Genomic DNA, 15,900 nt, shown 5'->3' on the forward strand with positions numbered 1-15,900 from the left:
AGGCTGACAATGACCTTCGGGATTTTTGCATTTCGGGAGGTGTCAGAAGATGGACGTGATCAGCCAGTTCGAACAGTACCTCGTCGAGAACGGGATCGCGCCGAAGACGATCGAATCCTACGTCGGCGACGTGAAGGTCTTCGCCGAGTACCTGGCCGGAATGGGCGTGGAGAATCCGGCTGACTTGAAACGCTTCTACATAGCCAGCTACAAGAACCACCTGATTGAAGCCAAGTACAAGGTGGCGACGATCAACAAGAAGATCAACTCCCTGCAGGCGTTCAACTTGTTCCTGATCAAGCGTCAGCTGGCGAAGGAACTGGTGGTGACGCTGAAGAAGGATCGCATAAAAGTAGCGGCAGGTAGCGAAGGCGAAGTGGAGGTGTTCACCGAGCAGGAAGTTAACCAGCTGCTCTTTTTCGTCCAGGACAGGAGCAGGGTGAGTCTTCGCAATCAGCTCATTGTCCACCTGCTGCTCTACACCGGCGTTCGGGTGAGCGAGCTGTGCGGCATTCAGCTCGGTGACATCGACTACCTCACCAGCACGCTCCGTGTGACGGGCAAGGGAGGGAAGTACCGGGAGATACCGCTCCGTCCCGACCTGATCGACCTGATCAAAGAATACGTCCGGACGGATCGGCAGGAGAGCAAGCACAAGGAGAGTCCCTTCCTGCTGGTCAGCCAGCGGGCCGACAAGTTGCACAAGGACGCGGTCAACACGATGCTGGAGGGTCTGGGAAGGAAGTTGGGGCTCCGGATGTACCCGCACAAGTTCCGGCACACGTTCTGCACCATGCTCCTGAAGAGAGGGGTGCCGCTGACGACGGTGAGCAAGCTGGCCGGACACGCCCACATCCAGACGACGGCGCACTACTACATCAACACCAGCAAGGAGGAGAAAGAGAAGGCGGTCGCGCTGCTTTAGGACAATTTGAATCAATTGCTGACAATCAATCAAAGGCTTCTTCCTTGACGAAAGGGAAGGTGCCTCTTTTCGTGTGAGGAGGAAACCGATGAGAACGATTAAGACGCACGCAGATTTGCGGTGCCTGCGGCAGGCCCAGGTGTTTTCGGAGCCGTTCACTTCCTACCTGGAAGAGGAATTTCTTCAGCTGAAAGAGGCGTTCGATTTTGACGGCGCTGACGAACAGTTCACCTTGGACATGTACGGCTACATGGTCGTGCTGGAGAAGGGGGACAACCTGCGGGATCTGAGTGTCGTCGGCTTGAGAAGGGAAGAAGGCGGTCTGCTCGGAAGTCTGCCGGAGTTCGTCGAGAAGATCGAACGGGATGGGGAGCGCTGGTACAAGGTGGTTGTGATCTACACTAACGAGTACGGAATGGCCTTCTTCGTTCCGGCGGAAGCCATAGCAGACGACGAGCAAGTCGCGTCCTGGCTGGAGGAACAGGCGGACAACCAAGCGTAAGGAGGAAGAGTACATGAACAAAGAAGAACTGATCAGACAATACAAGCAGGAACTGAAAGAGGGCAAAGTGGTCCTCGTTGAAGAGAACCGGGAATTGTTCGTGAAAAACGGACTGCTGTACATGAGGCGTACGGACGGAACGCGGGAAATCCAAGTCCACGTCGATCAGGCTCGGACGGCTCTTGAAGAGCTGGCGAAAAAACGCATCCGGGAAATGGAGCAGGCCATCGAAGTGCAGCGGTTTCTCGACGAGTAGGGTTGTGCTGGACAAAGGACAGGGGACTTCTTTGCAATGGGGAAGTCCCTTTCGATTTTTGACGGGAGGAGATCAAATGAGCGACATTTTGGCTACCAAAACAAGCCGTACACCGGCGAAACGGGTGGACATCGTGCGGATTCAGATGGTGAAGGAGGCGAGCCTTCTGTACCCGGCGAGACGAGTCAGGATGGCGAGGGACGTGGTGGACCTGTTCCGTGAGTTTCTGCAGGAAACCGATAGGGAGCAGTTCTTCCTGCTGTGCCTGAACACGAAAAACGAGCCGACGGCGATCCACACGGTGTCGATCGGATCGCTGGATTCCAGCCTCGTACACCCGAGAGAAGTGTTCAAGGCAGCGATTCTCGCCAATTCCGCTTCCGTGATCGTAGCACATAACCATCCTAGCGGCGACCCTACTCCCAGTAATCCAGATATAGAAGTGACAAAGAAGCTCCAAGAGGCCGGAGAGCTTTTGGGGATCACCCTACTCGACCACATCATCGTCGGATCGGAAGGAGCCTACTGCAGCCTGAAAGAGAGAGGAGACATGTAAGCATGGGAAACAAAGCGACGTTTTCAGGGGACAGGTACGCCACCAGAGGGATCGCGGATCGGATCGAACCGGCCATACAGATGGCGCTCTGGCGGGCAATTGAGGTACGCAAGGCGAGAGGCGACGAGCTCGATTACCTGCAAGTGTTCGAGCTGTCGGTGGAGATGGTGGACGGGGAGCCGCTGCAGAAAGTGCTGAATCGGCAGGAGCAGCCTGAGCATCGGGAGTCGTTCTACGTGGATGGCGTCCAGGAACCGATCGGCGGTGTGACGATCTGGGTGATAGATTCAGAGACGTACTGCACGATGCTTTTCCCAGATGAGTACTAGGGGGGTGAAGAGGTGGTAATCCAGATCCTGATCATCATCCTGCAGGTGCTACTTGGCGCAAAAAAGTAGAGAGGCAAACAAGTAGCCGTCGTTCAAAGAAACCAGGGCAACCGCGTTTGCCCATTTTTTTGCCTTCACACGCAGAGAAACAATCTGATAAAGTCGTCGCGCCCGACGACGTCAACGTCGACATGCAAAGAAGCGGAGGGATCAGAATGTTTCAGCGACGCAAACGAAATTTGAATCTGTCAGGGACAAAAGAGCCAATCAGGAATGATCCATCGACACACGGAATCAACTGGGGCAGGAATCAGCGGCAAGAAATGAACATTGCCAACGAGTCAACATACGACACGGAGATGGAATCTAGCTGGGAAGAAGTCGACGAGGAGACAGGCATGGGATCAGAACGTGAAAATTTCAGAGAGCACCCTCCAAAAGGTCAGTCTGAACTGGCCTTTTCGGAACGCCAAAACGCGAAAATCGATCCCTTTCTGCGACCCGATCCTTTCTACCCCGGCCTGCAAAAGCGACCGGATTTCTACGAGCAGCACAAGAAACTGACTGTCTACGTCGAAAAGGAGCTGTTAAAGACAATCGAGACACTGAAAAAGGGGAGGTACGTCCCAAGCTACAGCTGGCTGGTGACGGAAGCAATTAAGCAATTCCTTGGTGACAAACGTGAAGGATGACAATTCAAGGCGAAGAGGGAAATACCCTGTTCGTCTCCCACTCTTTTCAATTCGATCAAAGACTTTCGTTTCACACTGCATCTTGTTACGATAAAACTAACACACGGAGAGGGGAAATAACCGTTGTTGTTAGACATTGTAGAACAGAAAGTAGAATCACTCGCAAGGATCATCGTCAAAGGGAAATTTCACATCGGCCTGGACGCGGTAAAGAGGTACGTCCTGTTTTGGTGCATGACCAATTACATACAGGAGCAAGAAGAAAATCAAGAAATGAGCATTTTCCAATATGCCCAAAGTGTCAATCCATTGAAACTAAAGGATAACAAGGACTTGTACCTTGACGATAAAGTAAAAGAGTGGAACAAGTTCTACGAGAGGAAAGTGGATCACTACAATACATTGAACGCAGAAAACAAAGTGAAGCTCCTTATTCGTCAGAAACAAGAATGGCATGATCAGATGAAACAAAAAGAGGAAAAAGGCAAAGGAAAAGAACGTCGATTTGAAGGGCTTTCCCTTTTCCCATTCCAGCGAAATGAGTTTGCGGTGTTAGACGGGATCAAAGAAATGAGAAAACCTTTTAATGAATTGAATCGCACCTACAAACGAATTGTCAGTGACAAAGGTTACCTCAGCAAGATGACGTTTGCACAATACAAGGATTTTGTTTCCCATCTGAAAGACGAGATCAATCAATCCCAAGACCTGCTAAAAAACATTCAGTACTATAAACTTGAAAAGCGGCTTGGCTTCGAAGCCATGAAGGCGGTACTGAAATCTCTTCACGATTGTAGAAAGACAAACCATGTCACTGCTGAAATTGCGGTACGGGATCTGACAACAGTTTTGCAACTACCCTTCTTGTCCGAAAGGCAGCGATACGCAGAAGTCTACCCTGAACTAAGTGAACAAGGCAGAGTAAGGTGGAGGCTTGAACTGCAAGGCATTCAGGCATTTGTGCAAAGATGCATCCTGATGGTACGATCAAAACTGGCCGAGTCTAAAGGAGCCATCTTGCATCCAAAGGATTGGGAGCACTTTCAAGGCCTCTATCTCCCTGAAACTTACGAGAATGACTACAAGCTACGGAAAGATTTTCGTGCAGAGGAATTCTCTCTGTTGATGACAGAACTAGACAAACAGAACAGGCAGACATTTGAACGAATCAAGACCTATATCGAAAAGAGCGAGTTTCCAGACCAGCCCCGTGTGTAACCTGCACGGGGTTTTTTCTTGTGAAAAACCCGCATTTTTCCCAAGAGAGCGTTTGGATAACCTCCCTTATCATTCAAAGTAAGAGATTTGTTCAAAGAAACGATCTCACCAAAATACTTTGAAGGGAGTTTTCCGTATGACATTCTTTCGCTATCAACAGCAAAATCGCCCAGAAGAAGGCTACTACTTCGCGAAGGTCGTAGGCTGCAAGGAGGGCAAACCGAGAAACACCATCATGGGTTTAACACCGACGGTAAACGTAATCTTCAAACTCGATAACGGGATGATCGTTTGTCAGTCCATCCTCGTTTATTGGGGGCCGACTTCCCTTTTCGAGGAGCTAGTTAACTTGACCCTTGGTGAAGACATTAACAAAGTAGAACCCGAAGATCTGATTGGCAAAACATGCGCAGTAGAAATCAGACACAACCATGTCGATGACAAAACATACGCCAACGTAGTTGACGTGTTTCCTGAAAGTGAGCTTGAGACTGGAGATGAAGTTGTAGACGAAGACGAAGGCAATTGGCAAAACGACATGGACGACATGTAAGTCAACGCTTCGACTTCAGGGAGGAGGGCAGCGCCTTCCTCCCATCTACAAGTCACTTGAAAGGAGCCAGCCATGACAAACCAATCGACAGGAACAAGCAACCGACTACGCATTAGTCAAGAAGCCCTCAAGCAGGGACAATCGTTTTCCATCGGCGATTTCACGCTCAAAGACGATGGCCTGTATTTGAAGAAAACCGACAAGGAAACGGGCGAAGAATCGATCTTCAAGGTGTGCGAGCCGCTGTTCGTCAAACAAACGGTGCAGAACCTGGACACCAAGGACGTCCATCTGGATCTGTGCTACAAGTTCAAGGGAGCCTACCATGAGCTGCAGATCGGAATGGGCCAGCTACAGCCGCGTGTGCTGCCCGATCTGATGGGAAAAGGGGTCGACATCCCCCATGAGTTTGTTAAGGTGATCGCCACCTTCCTGCGGGAGCAGCAAAAGCGTGCGCCGCATAAGGTCATTTTCCACCAAGTCGGGTGGCATCGTGACCAGCAAGAGCAGTTGGTGTTTCGCCATCACCGGATCATCTCCGCGAACAATACAGTCGAGGCCATCAATGACAATGAAAGTGGCAACTACAATCTAAAGCCAAAGGGCGACCTCGCCACTTGGGTGAACATGGTCAGGCAGCATGTCGTCGGGTACGCACCGCTGGAGACCATTTTGGCAGCAGGATTCTCCTCTGCCATACTCGGCTACCTCTACTACCTGTACGACGATGTGGATAGCCTCATTTTGCACATGGCCAGTAACAGCACGGAGGGTAAAACGACGGGTGCACTGCTCGGAGTCTCGATCTTCGGGATGCCTTCTCAAAAGGAAAAAGGGCTAGGAAAATCATGGAACGGGACTACCAATTCGCTGATCAACATGCTAGGTGGTAACTTCGGAATCCCCGTCGTCTTTGATGAGTTATCCATGAACGAAGCTGCCTCCCTGACCAGCGTGCTGTACGTACTGGCATCCGGGCAGGAAAAGGGTCGTCTCACAGATTCCATCCAACAACGCAAACAGGGGAAGTGGGCCTTGGTGATTCTCTCTACCGGGGAACAGTCCATCTTCGAACGAACCAATCACAATGTCGGCCTGACAGTTCGGGCCTTCGAGTTCTCAAACGTGAAGTGGACGAAGTCAGCGGAACATGCCGACGAAATTCGAAAAGTGATCCAGGATCACTACGGTCACGCAGGCGAAACATTTGTGAAGTACCTGTTCGATCAAGGGCTTGGCATCATAGACGAGACGTGGCTGGAGTGGCGGAAACGCTGCACGAACGCTTTGCCAGATACGACATACCGTACACGGATCGCAAAAAAGTATGCCATTCTCCTAACAGCAGCGGATTTAGCCAACCGAGCCTTAGATCTCAATCTCCGGCTTGACGCCATTCTCGATTTCCTTGTCCAACAGGAGGAAGGCATCAGCGAGCAGCGCGACATTGGTTTGAAATCTTGGAAGCTGATCACGCAGCTCATCATCCAGCATCAGGCCAATTTCCGCATCGAAGGGATCTACTCCAATCCGATCAATTTCTGGGGGAAAATGATCCCGCAGGGGGACTACACCGAGGTAGCTTTCCTCAAGAACGTACTGGAACAGCAGCTGAGGCAACTAGGGTTTGACGATCCGAAAGTGGTGATCCGTGACTGGAAAGAGAGGAATTGGCTCGTCACCGAAAGCGATCGACTCACGAAGCGCACCCGGATATTTGAAGAGTCGGAACAACGGGAGCGGCAAAAAGCGCTCGGTGAAAAGCCGCCCAAAAAGCCGGAAGACACGACGTACAATCTGAAGATCCCGACCGAACAACTGGAGGGCCTCGTCAGAAGGGGCAGGCTGCCAGATGAACCTGCGCTTGATGAAGAAGAGGACGTGTAAATGGGGAAGGCGGCAAGCCTTCCTCTTTCGATCACATTCTGCCTAAACAAGGAGGATACGCACATGAAAACGATGATTGCCACTGAAAGCATGTTGCTGACAAAGGCCATCCCGCTCTTTTTGGATTGGCTCAAGGCAAGGGGGATGCGAGACGAAACTCTTCGTGGGTACAAGATGGACGTGAGCCAGTTCCAGCGATGGATGGCAGAACGCTCCAATGGCCCGGTGTTTGTCGACGAGGTGACATTGTCTCACGTGGAAGGGTTTGTCGAATACCTGACCAACGAGCGAGATAGCAAGCCGAGAACGATCAATCGAAAAATCAACGCCTTGTCGACCTTTTTCACCTGCCTGAAGAAAAAGAAGCTGGTTCAGGAAAACCCGGTGGAAGATCTGGAGCGGGTGAAGGTGCCGGAATCCGAGCGGATCTACCTCAACAAGGAAGAGATCGAAGCGATCATCGGCGCCATCAAGCATCCGGTCGTTCGCTACTTTGCGATGATGATGGCCCACACAGGCATTCGCGTCACCGAGTGCATCAACCTCACCCTGAACGACGTGGATCTGGAAGAAGGATTTGTGCAGGTGGTCAACGGCAAAGGCGGGAAAAACCGGCGTGTACCCATGAACAAGCAGCTGGTGCAGCACATGAAGGAGTACCTGGACAAGCATCGGCCACCCACTGACTCTCTCTTCTTCTTCGCGCTGAAGAAGACGGGCACGGTTAGCGAGCAGTACTTCAATCGTCTGCTCAAGGAAGCGTGTCAGGAAGTGGGCATCCAGAAGCATGTTACCAGCCACATCCTGCGCCACTCGTTCGCGAGCTACCTCGTGAAGAAGGATACCCATGTGGCCGTGATCCAGCGTCTGCTGGGACACGCCAGCCTCAAGACGACCTCGGTGTACCTGCACGTACAGCAGGATGACTTGCAAGAAGCCGTAAACCGAATCGATTTCTAAGGAGGAAAACGACATGACGCCATTCGATCCCATCGTGTACGAAGATCCGAAAATCAAAACAACGCTCGCCATGTTGGCTCAAGGAAAAAGCAAGCAGGAGATCACGGAGCATTTTGGCCATAAAGGTTGGTTCACGATCGACCAGTACTTCCGTCGAAGGGGATTCCGCTGGAACGGCAACACATTCGTTCCAGACGAAGCGGAAACCACGTCGGCAGTGGACGATGCCCGGTTTTTGAACAGCAAAGCCGGGCAAATCATCCGGCAGCTGAGCCAGAGCAGCGCCAACATCCGTCAGGTCGCGCTCAAGAATGGATTTGCCACCGTCGACGAGATGGGCGACTACATGAGAGGGCAAGGGTTCGTCTGGGACAGCGAACAAGAAAACTACACCTACAGCGAAAGTCTCGCCAAAAAGCAAAGAGACACCCAAACGGCTGCGTCACAGGCGTTTTCAAAGACTCCTGAGGACTTGGAGGACTACAAAGAGCTGCTGGCCTACCTCTTGTCCAGAAAAGACAAACTGTTCGCACTGTTGGAAACCGAAAACGAGGGAACCCTGCCCAGGTACAAGTTCAGGGGATCCAAAGCCAACAAAACACTGGCTTTCCCGACTTCTGTGCTAACACTCCTAAGTGACTTCAGCAAGGAATTCAACGTCACCCAACGGGAAATCATCGAGGTGGCTCTGGCCGAGTTTTTCAGGAAGTACGGGTACGAAGAACAACTGAACAGTGTGCTGCAAGCGTAGCGGGGAGCGGGAAAAATCTCCCCGCTTTTCTTTTCAGGCAGGACAAGGGATTCCCGCAAAACCCGCTTTCCCGCTCCCAAAAGGGTGTCTCTAAAAAAGAAAATCCTCTCAGTACGGAGATAGTGAGTTAACCGTTCTGGGTGGGTGGAGGATCGTTCTTTGGTTCTCTCCGAGTTGCTTTCGTGCTTGTACGACTGTCCATTGACTTTCTTTCGGATTCTTCTTTCCTTCGACATTCCCTCATCTTTTATGTCGTTTTGCTTCCTTATTATATGTCCTTTATTTTTTTTTTTGCCATTTAGCGATTGCTTCGGGTGTTCGGTTCTTTTTTTATTTTTTATCGGGATTTACGGGATTTACGGGGTTTTGATCTCTCACATGGAAAGTGTTGGTTTTTCTTTGCGGGATTTCTACGGTTTTTGCGGGGAGTTTTTCGTCTTTTGCTCGTTCGACTTTCACTCATCTTTTCCTATGCTCTCCAACAATTCACTCAGCTTTCACTCGGCTTTTTCTATGTTGTGAGACAGACCGATTGCCAGACTCCTTGTGTCTATTGGGTTTTGTGACCATCCGGGAAAATGGGAATTTCTGGTTGGTTTTGTGCTATTACCAAGTATGGTGTGGAAATCAAATTTGAAGCACTCACTGAGGCAAAAACTAATGTAACAGTTCAAGTGAAAGATAACAAAGGTAACGTTGTAGCTGTAGTTCCTCAAGACCTTGCAAAAGGTGAAACAAGTGCTTCTTTCGACTTTGTAACTCCTCTGACTGCTGATCCTGAAGGTGTATGGACAGTTAACGGAGTTCAATACGATTTTAATGCAGTCAAACATTTTAATGACATTGTGGCTGCTGCACAATCCGGTAATGAAGTAAAGACCCTGGCTGCATTGAATGCTGCTGGTCTTACAGATGTTAATGAAGAAAACATCTCTGCTTATGTTCAAGCCATTCAAGCTGCAGCAAATAATGGGGAACTGGAAACTCTTGCAGATATCCAAGCCCTCATTATTAAAGTGAATGCGGACAGCATTTCCAAAGATGAGGAAGCTGCTGCTGTTAAAGCAGTAAATGAGGCAACAAACCAAGTTCAACTGCTTGCAGCTCTGCAACACAAAGCATTTGCTCGTGTAAATGCAGATTGGATTAAAGAGTATTCAGATGCGCTTAAAGCAGTAGCTGATCCTACTGATAAAGATGAAGTAAAAGAAATCCAAGCAATTGTTGATGATGTAAACCTTGCACAAATTAATGCTGCGGATAATGATGCTAAGACCTCTGCTGAACAAAACGCAGTTACTGCGTTGATTCAGAAATACATGAAAGATGTATTTGGCAAACTAAATGTGCCGAATTCGGAAATGTGAAAATGCCCAATTGATGAGCATGCCATAGAAAGTAAAAAAACCTTGCCAGCGTTCCCTCATCACTCTACTCTCTTGTTTGGCGACATCAGACAGGAGAGGATGAAAGGAATGCTAGCAATGGCTTATGTTCAGTTTATCAAACATTTGAGAGAGAAAGAAGCGCTCTCTATAAATCAAATTGCAAAGAAATTGGGGATTCATTGGCGAACTGCGAAAAAATACGCAGATTGCGACGACTGGAATCAACCAATGAAGTCGGTGTCACGCCGCTATCGAGTGTTGGAGCCCTATCTCGATATTGTCGATGCATGGCTTCTGGAGGATGGGACACGCCCACGGAAACAGCGGCATACAGCGAAACGAATTTATGACCGGCTGGTTGCCGAACACGGCTTTACTGGCAGCGACCGTACCGTAAGGTACTACGTGGCCAAACGTCGCAAGGAATTGAGACAACAAGACAAAATGGCCTACCTGCGGTTGGAGCATCCTGGCGGCGAGGCTCAAGTGGATTTCGGCACAGTCCAGGTCATCCTCAATGGTCGAGAGCAAACCATGAAGCAACTGACGATATCCTTCCCGTACAGCAACGCCGCGTTTGCCATGTTGTTGCCAGCTGAAAACACAGAATGTTTCTTAGAGGGACTGCGGCGCATATTTGAGCGCATCGGCGGGGTTCCAACACGACTATGGTTCGATAATCTATCAGCTGCCGTTGTATCTGTAGGTCCGGAAGGACAGCGGCACCTGACAGACACATTCGAGCGATTTGTATTACATTATCGATTCGAACCCGTTTTTTGTAATCCGGCAAGCGGTCATGAGAAAGGACATGTCGAGAACAAAGTCGGATATACACGACGCAATTGGTGTGTGCCAACACCGAGCGGATCCAGTCTTGAGGAACTGCAAATCCAACTGGATCAACGCGCAGAACAAGACTTAAATCGACTCCACTACGCCAAGGGAGAGTCGATTCGCAAATTGTGGGAGCATGACCAAAGGAAATTGCTTCAATTGCCGATGATGCCCTTTGAGGCGGTTCGTTTGGGGCCAGCACGTGTGAACAATTACGGGGAAATCAAACTGGATGGTACACCTATTCCCCTTACGGGCACACAGCCAGGTCAAACCGTGTTGCTCAAAATTCGATGGGACACAGTCGACGTGTTGGATGCTCAGCAGCGCGTCATAACGACCATAGCCCGCCCTTACATGCAGCAGGGGCAACCCATTGACTGGGTCACCGTGTTGCGAGCTTTTCAGGCCAAACCACGTGCTCTCCCGTACGCTTCGTTGTTCGGCAACCTGCCGATGGCGATACAAAAATGGTTAACGTCAGCAGAAACGGTTGATGAGAAACGCCGCAGGCTTTCCTGGTTGATTCGCCAGCTCAAAAGTGGAGCAACTTTAGAACAACTCGATCACGTATTAGCAGTCCCAACCCCCGATTGGACGGTAATGGAACATCGGTTATATCGGATGCAGCATCCAGACCGTTCGTTTGAGGTCATTACTGATCCTTACACACCAACGGTGTTGTTACAGCAGGAGCCCGATATCTCCCGATATGACCAACTGAAACGGGCGGTGATGACACCGTGAAAGAGGAACTTCGTCGACTATGCAAAGCCTTACGGCTAGGTTATGTGATGGATCACTATGCCTCACAGCCATTTGAGAGCCGGGAACAATTTTTGTTGGCGGTCTTGCGGGCCGAAAAAGAACAACGAGAGCTGGCCAAGGTGCGTCGTCTGTTGAAAAAAGCACGATTTCATCAGATCAAGACACTGGAGAATTACACATTTGAATCGATCACATTTCCACCCAGCCTGACACAGCACGCGTTGTGTTCGCTTGAATTCGTACACAAGCGACAAAACATTTTGATGTTAGGAGGAGTCGGTACAGGGAAAACGCATCTAGCGACGGCACTGGGGGTAGCAGCGTGCCGGGAAGGATACAACGTGCGGTTCTTCCGGGTAGCAGATTTGGTGGCGCAGTTACAGCAACGTCACCACACCGGGACACTTGCACGTTTCAAGAAGGACATGGAACGATGCGACTTGTTGATCCTAGACGAGTTAGGATTTGTTCCGTTTCACCAGGATGGGGCCGAATTATTGTTTCACTTGATTGCAGATTGTTACGAACGAAACAGCATTATTGTGACTTCAAATCTGGAGTTTGGGCAGTGGACTCGGGTGTTCGGAGATAGCCGCCTAACGGCGGCCTTGGTGGATCGCCTCGTACACCATGCTCACATTCTAGCGTTTACTGGCGAGAGTTACCGATTGCGACATGCGCTTTCGGGACCTGAAAACGCGTGGCAAGGTTAGGCACAAAATGGCTGCCAAATTGAGCATTTTCTACTTGCCAAACACATGAAAGATGATGAAGGCACTGCTACAGATAAAGCAGATAAAATTAAAGACTCTCAAATTAAAGCAGCTGTATTTAAAGTGGTAGAAGCATCGACTCAAACGTCTGTTTACAGTGCACTGACTGCTTTGGCTGCACTTGATCCGGACAATCTGCCGGCTTCTTCTCTGAACATTTACCTGAAAGCAGAGTATCTGGAAGCACAAAAGGCTTACAAGGATACTATTACTGGAACTCCAACTGTAGCTGACATTGCATCCAACATTGTAGATGAGGCAGCAACTCAAGCACTTACCGCAGCGCTGAATGAAGTTAATAATCTGACTAAAAACAGTGCAGCTGCAGACGTCAAAGCAGCGCTCCAAAGACTTGCGAATGTAACAAGCCATGAAACTGATGACGCTGACAAATTCGATATGAGCATTGTGAAAGATGCTCTGCTTGTCAAGTACGCAGAAGAAATTGAAGGTAAAAATCTTGACTTGTCGGCGCTCAAAGAACTTATTGCAGAAGTAAATGCAAATAGCGATATTGAAGGTTCTCTTGAAACCATCAACAGCAAAGCTTCTACCGCTGCTGATGTAAAAGCAGCTTTGCTGGAAATCGCTCTTGCCAAAGAATTTGACGATTACATTGATGCACCGAGCCAGGTTCAACTTGAAGTTGCGCAATTGGTAATTGATAATCGCCCAGCTGGTGGATATGCAAATCTTGATGCCATCCTGGATGGCTCCGGTACTGGTGCATTGAAAGATCAACTGGATGCACACGCGGCAAGAGTACAGAAGTTCAACAACATCGGTGATCTGGCTAACGCTACAACCTCTAGCGTAAAAGCCGCTCTCGATGACTACAAATATGCAGGCTATGTAAGCCTGACTAATACGCAAAAAGTAGCTGTAGCTCAAGAAATTCTGAAGCTGACGAAAGATGTAAACGGCACAGCAACTCCACTTGACTTCTCTGGTGATGATGCTGTTAAATCTTTCAAAGAGGCTGACGATTACATCAAAGCTGCAATTGCTGCTGCTGGTTTTTAATTTCACAATTTGAAATTTCAAAAGGGGCCAACCATATAACGTGGTTGGCCCTTTTTTACAAAAGGGGGAGTATGGTTTGTTGGATTTGGAGAATTATCCAGGTACCCGAGCACAATTAATGAAACCAGAATTAGTCGAAATAAAATTGCAGCCTGCGTTTCGTCTCATTACATCTACACCAGCGTATAATGAAGAATTACTTACAAGGAAAATTTCCCAACTTCTCAATACGTTAGAGCATAGTATCAGCCTTTCCGATGAAGACATTCGTGACCTGAAATCTATGATCACGATATTTCCAAGCAATTCTGAGTTTCGGATGGAAAGCGAGTGTCACCGCCGGGATATAATTGACCCAGGTTCGCCGGAAAGAAAATGACCCACCCATAGCGAATATATCCCCTTCGTAATTAACGGCCAAGTTAATCTTCGGAGGGAGACACATGCTAAGGAGTGGGATAGTGATATCGTTACATACCATGAGGGCAGAAGGCAAGAGTATTCGTGAAATTGCCCGTCTAACGGGGCATTCTCGAAATACAGTTCGCCGATATCTCCGGGGTGAATTCTCCCCCGAAAAGGGAACCCGTAAATCTCGTGGTTCCAAGCTTGATCCGTATAAACCGTTCCTGCAGGAACGTCTTCAAGAAGGTATCTATAACTGCGAGGTTTTATTCGATCTTCTACGAGAAAAGGGGTATACCGGGGGACGTACCATCTTGAAAGACTATGTGAAGGACTTCCGTCCTCCCAAACAAGTTCCCGCTGTTCTTCGTTACGAGACGAAACCTGGTGAATATGCACAGGTCGACTGGGGACTGTGTGATTACGTAGATTTGGACGGTACAGTCCGAAAAGTGCCGGTATTTGTCATGGTATTGGGGTACTCTCGTTCCACCTATATAGAGTTCACTAAGCGTTGTGACATTCACAGCTTTCTTCGTTGCTTGATTCATGCTTTTGAATATTTTGGGGGCATCCCAAAGGTAATGCTGACCGACCAGATGAAAACCGTCGTACTGGGCATGGTAGATGATCGAAAACCTCGCTGGCATCCGCTTTTTGCCGACTTTGCTGCAGCGATTGGGCTTGTTCCAAAAGTATGCAAAGTTCGACGCCCCGAAACAAAGGGAAAAGTGGAACGAGGCGTTCAATACGTAAAAAACAACTTTCTTCCTGGCAAACGCTTCGTTGATTTACAGGATCTCAATCAACAAGCCCTACACTGGTGCGAGCGGATTAACCGCCGTATTCATGGAACAACCGGCGAACGTCCCATCGACCGACTCCGTGAGGAAAATCTGTCGCCTATCCCTTCAGCTGAACGATGGGAAAAATACTTGCATGAACCGAGACAGGTCAGCCGAGACGGATTTGTTAGCTACGATGGTGTACGATATGGGGTTCCATGGAGGTACAGTGGACGTGAGGGTACCGTGCGAGAAGTGAATGGGTGGGTGGAAATCTGGGCCGACGGCACATGTATTGCTCGACACCAAAAGGTCTATCGATCCCGTGCAACTGTTTTTTGTGAAAACCAGTATGCAGGTCTTACGACTGCTCAAGGATATGCCTATCCACGTCCGCAAGCCCGACAGATTTCATCGCAGCAAGTGGAAGTGCGTTCGCTGGATGTCTATGAGCAGCTGACGGGGGTGGGAGCATGATTGAACTGGAACAGGCACGGCTACGTCTTGAGGAACTTGGGCTTCAGCAAGCGGCTCTACTCTTGGATGCCCATTTGGAAGCGGCAAGTCATGGACAGCCCACCTATCTGTCCTTTCTCAACATGCTTCTAGATGCAGAGATAGCGGAACGTCAAAAACGGAATATGGAGGTACGCACCAAACTCGCACACTTGCCTTACCGAAAAACGCTGGAGGAGTTCGATTTTGCTTTCCAACCCAGCATTGACGAACGGTTGATTCGAGAGCTGGCCACGATGACTTTTGTAACCCGACACGAGAATGTCTTGTTCTTAGGGCCTCCCGGAGTAGGAAAAAGTCATCTGGCGGTGGCGTTGGCTGTAGAAGCCATCTCGCAAGGGATATCCGTTTACTTTGTCAGTCTCTCGCAACTCATCGAAGATCTGCGAAAAGCTTACACGGAAAACAGGCTGGATAAACGCCTACGCATCTATATTCGACCAAAGCTCCTGATTATTGACGAAATTGGTTACTTACCGTTTGACAGTTTGGCAGCTAACCTCTTTTTCCAGGTAGTAAGTGCAAGATACGAGAGAGGGAGTATTCTGTTGACCAGCAACAAGAGTTTCGGTGAATGGGGGGAACTGATGGGCGATCCGATACTTGCTACGGCTATCCTGGATCGGCTCTTACACCATTCCCACATCGTCAATATTAGGGGGAATAGTTACCGACTTCGTGAGAAGATGAGGACTGGAGCCTACGGCTCCCCCTCTACCACCTAACCAACAAAAAATCGCCGGGTGGGTCAATTCTAAACCGGCGATGGTGGGTCA

Annotated in this window: 18 protein-coding genes; all 18 read left to right on the forward strand. The window is 49.4% G+C overall.

Going from position 1 to position 15,900, the window contains the following annotated elements:
- The first annotated feature begins 49 nt into the window (after positions 1-49).
- The 18 genes from Q7F15_RS01795 to istB (Q7F15_RS01880) all read left to right on the forward strand — a co-directional run bounded on the left by Q7F15_RS01795 (position 50) and on the right by istB (Q7F15_RS01880) (position 15,849).
- Positions 50-925, forward strand: coding sequence for a tyrosine-type recombinase/integrase (locus tag Q7F15_RS01795; RefSeq protein WP_304415003.1), 876 nt, complete (start codon positions 50-52; stop codon positions 923-925).
- Positions 926-1,013: 88 nt separating this feature from the next.
- Positions 1,014-1,427 (forward strand): hypothetical protein, encoded by a 414-nt coding sequence (locus Q7F15_RS01800; protein WP_304415004.1) that lies wholly within the window; start codon positions 1,014-1,016, stop codon positions 1,425-1,427.
- Between the two features lie 13 nt (positions 1,428-1,440).
- Positions 1,441-1,683 (forward strand): hypothetical protein, encoded by a 243-nt coding sequence (locus Q7F15_RS01805; RefSeq protein ID WP_221843765.1) that lies wholly within the window; start codon positions 1,441-1,443, stop codon positions 1,681-1,683.
- A 76-nt stretch (positions 1,684-1,759) separates the two neighbouring features.
- Complete coding sequence (locus tag Q7F15_RS01810; RefSeq protein ID WP_304415005.1) at positions 1,760-2,239, forward strand: JAB domain-containing protein; 480 nt, start codon at positions 1,760-1,762, stop codon at positions 2,237-2,239.
- A gap of 2 nt (positions 2,240-2,241) precedes the next feature.
- On the forward strand, positions 2,242-2,568 hold the full coding sequence (locus Q7F15_RS01815) for a DUF960 family protein (RefSeq protein WP_304415006.1): 327 nt from the start codon (positions 2,242-2,244) through the stop codon (positions 2,566-2,568).
- A 215-nt stretch (positions 2,569-2,783) separates the two neighbouring features.
- Positions 2,784-3,260, forward strand: a complete 477-nt coding sequence (locus tag Q7F15_RS01820) for a CopG family transcriptional regulator (RefSeq protein ID WP_304415007.1) — start codon at positions 2,784-2,786, stop codon at positions 3,258-3,260.
- Positions 3,261-3,383: 123 nt separating this feature from the next.
- Complete coding sequence (locus Q7F15_RS01825) at positions 3,384-4,478, forward strand: hypothetical protein (RefSeq protein WP_304415008.1); 1,095 nt, start codon at positions 3,384-3,386, stop codon at positions 4,476-4,478.
- A gap of 136 nt (positions 4,479-4,614) precedes the next feature.
- Positions 4,615-5,031 carry a hypothetical protein gene (locus Q7F15_RS01830; RefSeq protein WP_304415009.1) on the forward strand — a complete coding sequence of 139 codons (417 nt, stop codon included), beginning with the start codon at positions 4,615-4,617 and terminating at the stop codon, positions 5,029-5,031.
- Positions 5,032-5,103: 72 nt separating this feature from the next.
- Positions 5,104-6,918: a DUF927 domain-containing protein gene (locus Q7F15_RS01835; RefSeq protein ID WP_304415010.1), complete on the forward strand. Its 1,815-nt coding sequence runs from the start codon at positions 5,104-5,106 to the stop codon at positions 6,916-6,918.
- 63 nt (positions 6,919-6,981) lie between these two features.
- On the forward strand, positions 6,982-7,878 hold the full coding sequence (locus Q7F15_RS01840) for a tyrosine-type recombinase/integrase (RefSeq protein WP_304415011.1): 897 nt from the start codon (positions 6,982-6,984) through the stop codon (positions 7,876-7,878).
- A gap of 13 nt (positions 7,879-7,891) precedes the next feature.
- Positions 7,892-8,629: a hypothetical protein gene (locus Q7F15_RS01845; RefSeq protein WP_304415012.1), complete on the forward strand. Its 738-nt coding sequence runs from the start codon at positions 7,892-7,894 to the stop codon at positions 8,627-8,629.
- Positions 8,630-9,207: 578 nt separating this feature from the next.
- Positions 9,208-9,996, forward strand: a complete 789-nt coding sequence (locus Q7F15_RS01850) for a hypothetical protein (protein WP_304415013.1) — start codon at positions 9,208-9,210, stop codon at positions 9,994-9,996.
- A gap of 108 nt (positions 9,997-10,104) precedes the next feature.
- Positions 10,105-11,601 (forward strand): IS21 family transposase, encoded by a 1,497-nt coding sequence (gene istA / locus Q7F15_RS01855; RefSeq protein ID WP_212388566.1) that lies wholly within the window; start codon positions 10,105-10,107, stop codon positions 11,599-11,601.
- Positions 11,598-12,335: an IS21-like element helper ATPase IstB gene (istB, locus tag Q7F15_RS01860; RefSeq protein ID WP_212133733.1), complete on the forward strand. Its 738-nt coding sequence runs from the start codon at positions 11,598-11,600 to the stop codon at positions 12,333-12,335. Before istA (Q7F15_RS01855) ends, istB (Q7F15_RS01860) begins: the two co-directional genes overlap by 4 nt.
- A gap of 45 nt (positions 12,336-12,380) precedes the next feature.
- Entirely contained in the window at positions 12,381-13,418 is a 1,038-nt protein-coding gene (locus Q7F15_RS01865) for a hypothetical protein (RefSeq protein ID WP_304415014.1), read from the forward strand.
- 76 nt (positions 13,419-13,494) lie between these two features.
- The gene (locus tag Q7F15_RS01870) at positions 13,495-13,797 is read left to right on the forward strand and encodes a hypothetical protein (protein ID WP_304415015.1); all 303 of its coding nucleotides are present in this window, start codon (positions 13,495-13,497) and stop codon (positions 13,795-13,797) included.
- A 64-nt stretch (positions 13,798-13,861) separates the two neighbouring features.
- On the forward strand, positions 13,862-15,085 hold the full coding sequence (gene istA, locus Q7F15_RS01875) for an IS21 family transposase (RefSeq protein WP_304415016.1): 1,224 nt from the start codon (positions 13,862-13,864) through the stop codon (positions 15,083-15,085).
- Positions 15,082-15,849, forward strand: a complete 768-nt coding sequence (istB, locus tag Q7F15_RS01880; protein ID WP_008409491.1) for an IS21-like element helper ATPase IstB — start codon at positions 15,082-15,084, stop codon at positions 15,847-15,849. The genes istA (Q7F15_RS01875) and istB (Q7F15_RS01880) overlap by 4 nt, the downstream gene beginning before the upstream one ends.
- Positions 15,850-15,900 lie beyond the last annotated feature (51 nt).

Origin of the sequence: Brevibacillus aydinogluensis, from assembly GCF_961514395.1 — a bacterium.
Lineage (GTDB): Bacteria > Bacillota > Bacilli > Brevibacillales > Brevibacillaceae > Brevibacillus > Brevibacillus aydinogluensis.

Bases quoted from the DNA above. Each gene is read 5' to 3' on its own strand.
- Q7F15_RS01795 (WP_304415003.1), top strand. From the start codon at position 50: ATGGACGTGATCAGCCAGTTCGAACAGTACCTCGTCGAGAACGGGATC.
- Q7F15_RS01800 (WP_304415004.1), top strand. From the start codon at position 1,014: ATGAGAACGATTAAGACGCACGCAGATTTGCGGTGCCTGCGGCAGGCC.
- Q7F15_RS01805 (WP_221843765.1), top strand. From the start codon at position 1,441: ATGAACAAAGAAGAACTGATCAGACAATACAAGCAGGAACTGAAAGAG.
- Q7F15_RS01810 (WP_304415005.1), top strand. From the start codon at position 1,760: ATGAGCGACATTTTGGCTACCAAAACAAGCCGTACACCGGCGAAACGG.
- Q7F15_RS01815 (WP_304415006.1), top strand. From the start codon at position 2,242: ATGGGAAACAAAGCGACGTTTTCAGGGGACAGGTACGCCACCAGAGGG.
- Q7F15_RS01820 (WP_304415007.1), top strand. From the start codon at position 2,784: ATGTTTCAGCGACGCAAACGAAATTTGAATCTGTCAGGGACAAAAGAG.
- Q7F15_RS01830 (WP_304415009.1), top strand. From the start codon at position 4,615: ATGACATTCTTTCGCTATCAACAGCAAAATCGCCCAGAAGAAGGCTAC.
- Q7F15_RS01835 (WP_304415010.1), top strand. From the start codon at position 5,104: ATGACAAACCAATCGACAGGAACAAGCAACCGACTACGCATTAGTCAA.
- Q7F15_RS01840 (WP_304415011.1), top strand. From the start codon at position 6,982: ATGAAAACGATGATTGCCACTGAAAGCATGTTGCTGACAAAGGCCATC.
- Q7F15_RS01845 (WP_304415012.1), top strand. From the start codon at position 7,892: ATGACGCCATTCGATCCCATCGTGTACGAAGATCCGAAAATCAAAACA.
- Q7F15_RS01850 (WP_304415013.1), top strand. From the start codon at position 9,208: ATGGGAATTTCTGGTTGGTTTTGTGCTATTACCAAGTATGGTGTGGAA.
- istA (WP_212388566.1), top strand. From the start codon at position 10,105: ATGCTAGCAATGGCTTATGTTCAGTTTATCAAACATTTGAGAGAGAAA.
- Q7F15_RS01865 (WP_304415014.1), top strand. From the start codon at position 12,381: ATGAAAGATGATGAAGGCACTGCTACAGATAAAGCAGATAAAATTAAA.
- istA (WP_304415016.1), top strand. From the start codon at position 13,862: ATGCTAAGGAGTGGGATAGTGATATCGTTACATACCATGAGGGCAGAA.
- istB (WP_008409491.1), top strand. From the start codon at position 15,082: ATGATTGAACTGGAACAGGCACGGCTACGTCTTGAGGAACTTGGGCTT.